The organism is Franzmannia qiaohouensis, assembly GCF_031451695.1.
GTDB classification, from domain to species: domain Bacteria; phylum Pseudomonadota; class Gammaproteobacteria; order Pseudomonadales; family Halomonadaceae; genus Franzmannia; species Franzmannia qiaohouensis.
Map to the genome: position 1 here is coordinate 340,881 of NZ_JARWAM010000004.1, position 6,407 is coordinate 347,287.

The window sequence follows — 6,407 nt, forward strand, 5'->3', positions numbered from 1 at the left end:
CCGCCTAGCGTGGCAGCCGCGCCCGCCCGGGCAACTCCTCCAAGCCATCCAGGTAGCGCTGCAGCTGGTGGGCACGGTCCTCGAGCACGGCGTTGCGGCGCAGCTGCTCGGCCAGCGGCCAAGGCGTATCGCCAGCCGCGGCACGCGTCTCGTCGTCGACATAGCCCTCCTCGGCGTACTGCAGGTCAGCATAGTAGGCCGCAACGAAGGCAAAGTCGGCATCCCGACTCAGCTCCCACTGCTGCTGAGCTAACGCCAACGCCTCGCGCGCCTCGCTGCCGAGCCGCCCCGAGAGGCGCGACACCAGGCGCTCCACCTCGGCCTGCCAGTCGTCATAGGCGTCTGCGGCACAGGCAAGCATCGCTGGCGTGCGCCATTCGCCCTCCTCCATGCAGCTGTCGGTCTGGTGGTCGATGGGGTGGCTCCCCCGCGTCGGCGGCGGCTCCTCCTCGGCCACCGCGGCGAGTGGCGCCGCCAGCAGCAGCACGGCGACGGCCGGGCCTAACAGCGTATGCGTCATGACACTACCTCCACCTCGGCGCCCACCTCCAGGGTGCCGCCGCGGGCAACGATCAAGTTCTGACCGAAATAGATCAGGCCATCCGCCCCACGGCGATATTCGGCCAGGGTGCGCAGCGGCTCGCGCCGAGGCAGAAACTCACCGCTGCCCGGGTCGACGCTGACCATCGCACAGCGTGAGCAGGGCTTGTCGACCAGCAGCTCGACCTCGCCGATACGCAGCAGATGCCAGTCGTCTTCGGCATAGGGCAGGCTGCCGGTCACCACCAGATTGGGCCGAAACTGCGCCATGCCATGCGGCGTCGTGAAGCGCGTATTGAGATCATCCAGCGAGGCCTGGCCGATCAGCAGCAGTGGATAGCCGTCGGCAAAGCTGACCCGCTTGCCCAGCGCCTGCCGATAGCGCGGTGAGCGATCGCCGAGCCAGAGCAACCGCACCGGCTCGCCCAGCGCCTCGCTCATCCATGCATCTGCCTCGGCAGTGGTGGTCAGGCCAGAGAAACGGTCGCCCCATACCTGGGTGGGGAGCGGCTCGCCGATGTGGTTGACGTGATGTAGGGTCAGGTCCTCCAGCGCTGCATGGTGCAGCACGATGCCGCCGTCGAACAGCGTGGTCGAGATGCGCTGCAGCTGGGGGTGGCTGCGCGCGGTGACGAAGACACCGTCGGGCCGCGCCACCATATAGCGGCGATCCCCATCCAGCCCCTCTTCGCCGGCCCAGGCAGCGCTGAGTGCCTCGCCGGCGGTGGATTTGATCGGGTAGCGGTAGAGGCCCGCGAGACGCGGCGGCGATTCAGCCATGCGGTCATCCTTGTATCGAGTGTTGCCGTCCACTACAAAACGACACTGGGGGCGATAGTCGCCCCCAGCATAGTCGTATCGGTAGTCACTCTGCCACGTCATCAGCTCTTGGGCAGTGCCTCGACGCGCACCAGATCTTCGTAGGCGTGCCAGCTGGCATGACCGAGCACCGGCAGGATCAGCGCCAGGCCAATATAGAAGGTCATCACGCCGATCAGCACGCAGCCGGTCAGCATCGCCGCCCACAGCAGCATCGGCCGGAAATTCCGCGCCACCGAGCGCACGCTGGCTTCAATGCCCTCCATGAAGGTCAGGTCATGATCCATCAGGGTGGGAATCGCCACCACGCTGATGGCGAAGGCGCCAAAGGCCAGGATGCCACCGGCCACGGTACCCACCGCCAGCATGCCGAAGCCTTCCGGGGTAGTGATCAGCGCCGTGTAGAGGGTATCGGGGCTAGGCGTCTCGAAGCCGAAGAACAGCGCGAACAGCAGCGTTGCCAGGCGAATCCAGGCAAGGAAGAAGATCATCATCATCACGCCCATCATCGCCAGCTGCCCGGCGTGGGGCCGCCAGGCACCGAAGGCGTCGCCCAGGGTCGGCGTGCGGCCCTCCTCGAGGCGCCGACTGATGCCGTAGGAACCTACTGCGACCAGCGGCCCGAGAAACATGAAGCCGGCCACCAGCGGCAGCAGCCAGTGCCAGTACCCCAGCGTGAAGGCACCGGCGGTGACCGCGATGCTCAGCCCCACCCAGAACATCCCATAGGCCAGGCTGACCGCCGTGGCCTCGCGGAAATCCTTGAAACCTGCCACCAGCCAGGCGCGCGGCCGGTCCATATCCACCGGGTTGATGGTGATCTTGACCGTGGCATCTGACTGCTTGTGTTTGTTCGTTTCAGCAGCATTCATGGCGTTACCCCTTATCCCGCAAGCAGTAATACGGCACACCGGACTCGGGCCTGTCGTGGCCTCGATCGCGGATGGCCAACACAAGGCTAGATGCCTTTTCTCCTACACCTTCACTATAGTTCAGCGCTCGCCAATGTGCAGGTGGTGAGCATTCAACGCGGCGCCCCGAGGCTCGCTAATGGCTATAACAATGAAAATTCATATAATCATTACCCATAGCGCTTGGCCCCACACCGGCACCTGGCGCTATGCTATTAATGCGACAGCCCTCTTTCATCCGAGGGGATAACGATAACGACGTCTTGTGAGGGATCCGACGATGAACGTACGCCTACCACGTGCGGCGACGGCGGCAGTCGCTGCCAGCCTGCTGCTCGGTGCCACCCAGCAGGCACTGGCCGACGACTACGACCTGCAACTGGAGGTCATGGCCGGCGGCTGCGCCAACTGCCACGGTACCGACGGTGCACGCGCCGGCAGCGTGCCGCCGCTGGCCGGCCGCGACGCCGACTACCTGGAAGAGCGCCTGCTGGCCTTCAAGCGCGATGAGGTGGCCGATACCACCATCATGAATCGTATCGCCAAGGGCTTCAGCGACGACGAGCTGGCCAGTCTGGCCGAGCACTTCGCCAACGTGGAACAGGAGTGAGGCACCCATGAGCGACAACAGCAAGCCGTTTCAATCCCGCCTGGGCGTCTCTCGCCGCCAGGTGCTCAAGGGTCTCGGGGCCGCTTCCAGCCTGCCGCTGATCGGCGGTTTCGCCCCGGCGTTTGCCACTGGCAGCGACGGCCGGGTGGTCGTCATCGGCGGCGGCTTTGGCGGCGCCACCGCGGCCAAGTATCTCAAGCGTGCCAACCCCAACCTCAGCGTGACCCTGGTCGAGCCGGCGCAGACCTTCTACACCTGCCCATTCAGCAACCTGTTCCTCGGCGGCCTGCGCGAGATGAGCAAGATCGCCCACGGCTACGACGAGCTGCGCGACCGCTACGGCGTCGAGGTGGTGCACACCATGGCCCAGGACATCGACCCCGACGGCCACAGCGTGAGCCTGGCCAACGGCGATACCCTGCACTACGACAAGCTGGTGCTGTCGCCAGGTATCGACATCCGCTGGAATGCGCTGGAGGGCTACGACGAAGCTGCCGCCGAGCTGGCTCCCCACGCCTGGAAAGCCGGCCCCCAGACCGAACTGCTCAAGCGCCAGATCGAAGGCATGGACGACGGGGGCACCTTCGTGCTGGTGGCCCCCGAGAACCCCTTCCGCTGCCCGCCCGGCCCCTACGAGCGCGCCAGCATGGTGGCGCACTACCTGGCACAGCATAAGCCCAGCTCCAAGGTGCTGATCCTCGACGCCAAGGACAACTTCTCCAAGCAGGGGCTGTTCACCAGCGGCTGGGAGCAGCTCTATGGTGACAGCATCGAGTGGGTCGGCCTCTCCGGCGACGGCCGCGTGACGCGCGTCGACGCCGAAAACCGCGAGGTCGAGACCGAGTTCGGCACCGTGCACCGTGCCGACGTGCTCAACGTGGTGCCGCCGCAGAAGGCCGGCTGGATCGCCGAGCGCGCCGGCGTCACCGACGACAGCGGCTGGGTGCCGGTCAAGCCGGAGTCCTTCGAATCACAGCAGGTCGCCGATATCTACGTGGTCGGCGATGCCACGGTGGCAGCACCGATGCCCAAGTCGGGCTTCTGTGCCAATGCCCAGGCCAAGGTGGCGGCGGCCGCGATCGTTGCCGCGCTGCGCGGCGACAGCGCGCCGGAGCCGTACTGGAGCAACACCTGCTACAGCCTGATCGGCCCCGAGTACGGCATCTCGGTGGCCGGTGTCTATCGCGTCATGGACGGTGCCATCGCCGAGGTCGAGGGTTCCGGCGGGCTCAGTCCCAGCGACGCCAGCCCGGAGATCCGCCAGATGGAGGCCGAGTATGCCGTCGGCTGGTACAACGCCATCTGCCAGGACACCTGGGGCACCGAGGCCTGAACTGCAGCATGAATCGGGCTAGAATGAGGCCACCTTCGGGTGGCCTTTTCGATTGTCATGGAGACACGCAATGACCCACACCGCCATGGTGGCCTGGTCGGGCCTGCTGCTCGGCCTGCTGTTCGGTGCCGCCGGCAGGCTCAGCGGCTTCTGCCTGATGCGCGGACTGGCCAATGCCTGGGCAGTGGAGCCCGCCCAGCGCGACGCTCGCAAGCTGCGCGCCTTCGCCGTGGCCATGGCGGTCGCCCTGCTCGGCAGCCAGCTGCTGGCCGGCGTGACCCTGCTGTCGTTGAACGATGCGCTGTATCGCAGCGCCAGCCTGTCGTGGCTACTGGTGCCGCTGGGCGGCATGCTGTTCGGCTACGGCATGGTGATGGCCAACGGCTGCGGCGCACGCTCGCTGGTGCTGCTGGGTAGCGGCAACCTACGCAGCTTCGTGGTGCTGGTATGCCTGGGCATCGCAGCTTACATGACGCTGTCCGGGGTACTCGCACCGCTACGGGTATGGCTCGAGGGGATGACGACGCTGGCGCTGCCGGCCCGCGACCTGCCCGGCTGGCTGATGCAGGGCGGCCTGGGCGCCGGCGTGGCCCGCTGGCTGCCCAGCCTGCTGCTGGGCGGGGCACTGCTGGCCTGGGCACTGTCCAGCGCGGCGTTTCGCGCTTCGCCCCGCGACTGGCTGGGCGGGCTGGTGATCGGTGCGCTGATTCCCGGCGGCTGGTATGCCACCGGCGTGCTCGGCTTCGACGATTTCGAGCCGGTGCGACTGGCCAGCCTGACCTTCATCGCGCCGATCGGCGAGAGCCTACAGTACCTGATGCTCTCCACCGGTACGCGACTCGGCTTCGGCGTCACGGTGGTAGGCGGCGTCCTGGCCGGCTCGCTGCTCACCTCGCTGGCAACCCGCGGGTTTGCCTGGCAGGGCTTTCCCGACCACACTCGCATCCTGCGCAGCATGGGCGGTGGGACACTGATGGGCATCGGCGGGGTACTGGCGCTGGGCTGCTCCATCGGCCAGGGGCTTTCAGGCTTCTCGACCCTGGCGCTGACCAGCTTCGTGGCACTTGGCGGTATCCTCGCCGGGGCCGGGCTGGGAATCCGCGGCCCGCTGGCACTGTCCAAGGTATGATGGTGCCCTTCCCGTTTTCAACCAGGAGACCTCGATGCCCCATCCTGCACGCCAGTTGACGCTGTCTCGACGCCGCCTGCTACGCTCCGGCGCTGGCGGACTACTCGGCCTGGGCCTGATCGGCGCGGCCCCGGGACTGCTGTTGTCGCCGACGGCCCTTGCCAGTGATGCCTGGCAGCGGCTCGACGCGGCGCAGCAGGTGATCGGCGACGCCACTCCGGAGAGCAGCGGCCTGAGTCTGGACCTGCCCCATGTCTCCGAGGACGGCTCGGCGGTGGCCTTGACCGTGGGCGTCGAGGCCGACCTCGACGACGACTACGTCGAGAGTATCCACCTGTTTGCCAGCGGCAACCCCAACCCCGAGATAGCGGTATTCCACCTCACTCCCATGGCCGGCAAGCCGGAAGTGTCGACCCGGGTGCGCCTCAACGAAACCCAGCAGGTGGTTGCCGTGGCGCGCAGCGCCGAAGGCAGGGTGTGGGCCACCTCCCGCGAGGTGCGGATTACCGTCAGCGGCTGCCTGATGCGCGGCGACGATGTCCAGGAGTCGCTCAGCAACCCGCGGGTCAGCGTGCCCGACAGCTTCAGCGCCGGCCGGCCCGGGGAGATCCGCACCCTGATCACCCACCCCATGGAGACAGGCCTGCGCGAGGGCGACGACGGCGAGACCCTGCCGCGCCACATCATCGAGCGTTTCACGGTCAGCGTGGATGGCGACACCGCCTTCGAGGCGGAGCTGCACCAGTCGGTGTCGGCCAACCCCTACCTGCGCTTCCACCTGGCGCCGCAGGCCAGCAGCGAGGCGACCTTCGAGTGGCACGACGACACCGGCGCCAGCGCCCGCGAGACCCGCGAGCTCAACGTCTCGTAGGAGCAACGTCAGTCACGATGGCAGCGCGCAGCGCTGCTGGTTAAACCCACCCCATCGCGGCTAAAGCCGCTCCTACATTAGCCTTGACGCCACTCCCAGTGTGGGAAATGGGATGGACCCGTCCCCCCTTGTGCCAAGATGAGTTTGCAACGCCATCTTGGGTGCATGGGGCACCACACGGCATCTCGGAAAGA

General features: G+C 67.0%; 7 protein-coding genes. 4 read left to right on the forward strand and 3 right to left on the reverse strand.

Annotation, left to right across the window (positions count from 1 at the left end):
* Nucleotides 1-4: 4 nt before the first annotated feature.
* From QC821_RS07445 to QC821_RS07455, 3 genes are all read right to left on the reverse strand, one after another.
* The gene (locus tag QC821_RS07445; RefSeq protein WP_309719071.1) at nt 5-520 is read right to left on the reverse strand and encodes a lysozyme inhibitor LprI family protein; all 516 of its coding nucleotides are present in this window, start codon (nt 518-520) and stop codon (nt 5-7) included.
* On the reverse strand, nt 517-1,320 hold the full coding sequence (locus tag QC821_RS07450) for an MOSC domain-containing protein (RefSeq protein ID WP_309719073.1): 804 nt from the start codon (nt 1,318-1,320) through the stop codon (nt 517-519). The genes QC821_RS07445 and QC821_RS07450 overlap by 4 nt, the downstream gene beginning before the upstream one ends.
* A gap of 101 nt (nt 1,321-1,421) precedes the next feature.
* Entirely contained in the window at nt 1,422-2,231 is an 810-nt protein-coding gene (locus QC821_RS07455) for a DUF2189 domain-containing protein (protein WP_309719076.1), read from the reverse strand.
* Nucleotides 2,232-2,550: 319 nt separating this feature from the next.
* Here QC821_RS07455 and QC821_RS07460 point away from each other — a divergent pair, with 319 nt between their 5' ends.
* From QC821_RS07460 to soxZ, 4 genes are all read left to right on the forward strand, one after another.
* Nucleotides 2,551-2,880, forward strand: a complete 330-nt coding sequence (locus tag QC821_RS07460; RefSeq protein WP_309719078.1) for a c-type cytochrome — start codon at nt 2,551-2,553, stop codon at nt 2,878-2,880.
* A 7-nt stretch (nt 2,881-2,887) separates the two neighbouring features.
* Nucleotides 2,888-4,213, forward strand: a complete 1,326-nt coding sequence (locus QC821_RS07465) for an NAD(P)/FAD-dependent oxidoreductase (protein ID WP_309719081.1) — start codon at nt 2,888-2,890, stop codon at nt 4,211-4,213.
* Nucleotides 4,214-4,283: 70 nt separating this feature from the next.
* Nucleotides 4,284-5,342, forward strand: a complete 1,059-nt coding sequence (locus QC821_RS07470) for a YeeE/YedE family protein (protein ID WP_309719084.1) — start codon at nt 4,284-4,286, stop codon at nt 5,340-5,342.
* A gap of 34 nt (nt 5,343-5,376) precedes the next feature.
* Entirely contained in the window at nt 5,377-6,213 is an 837-nt protein-coding gene (gene soxZ / locus QC821_RS07475) for a thiosulfate oxidation carrier complex protein SoxZ (protein WP_309719087.1), read from the forward strand.
* Nucleotides 6,214-6,407: the final 194 nt, after the last annotated feature.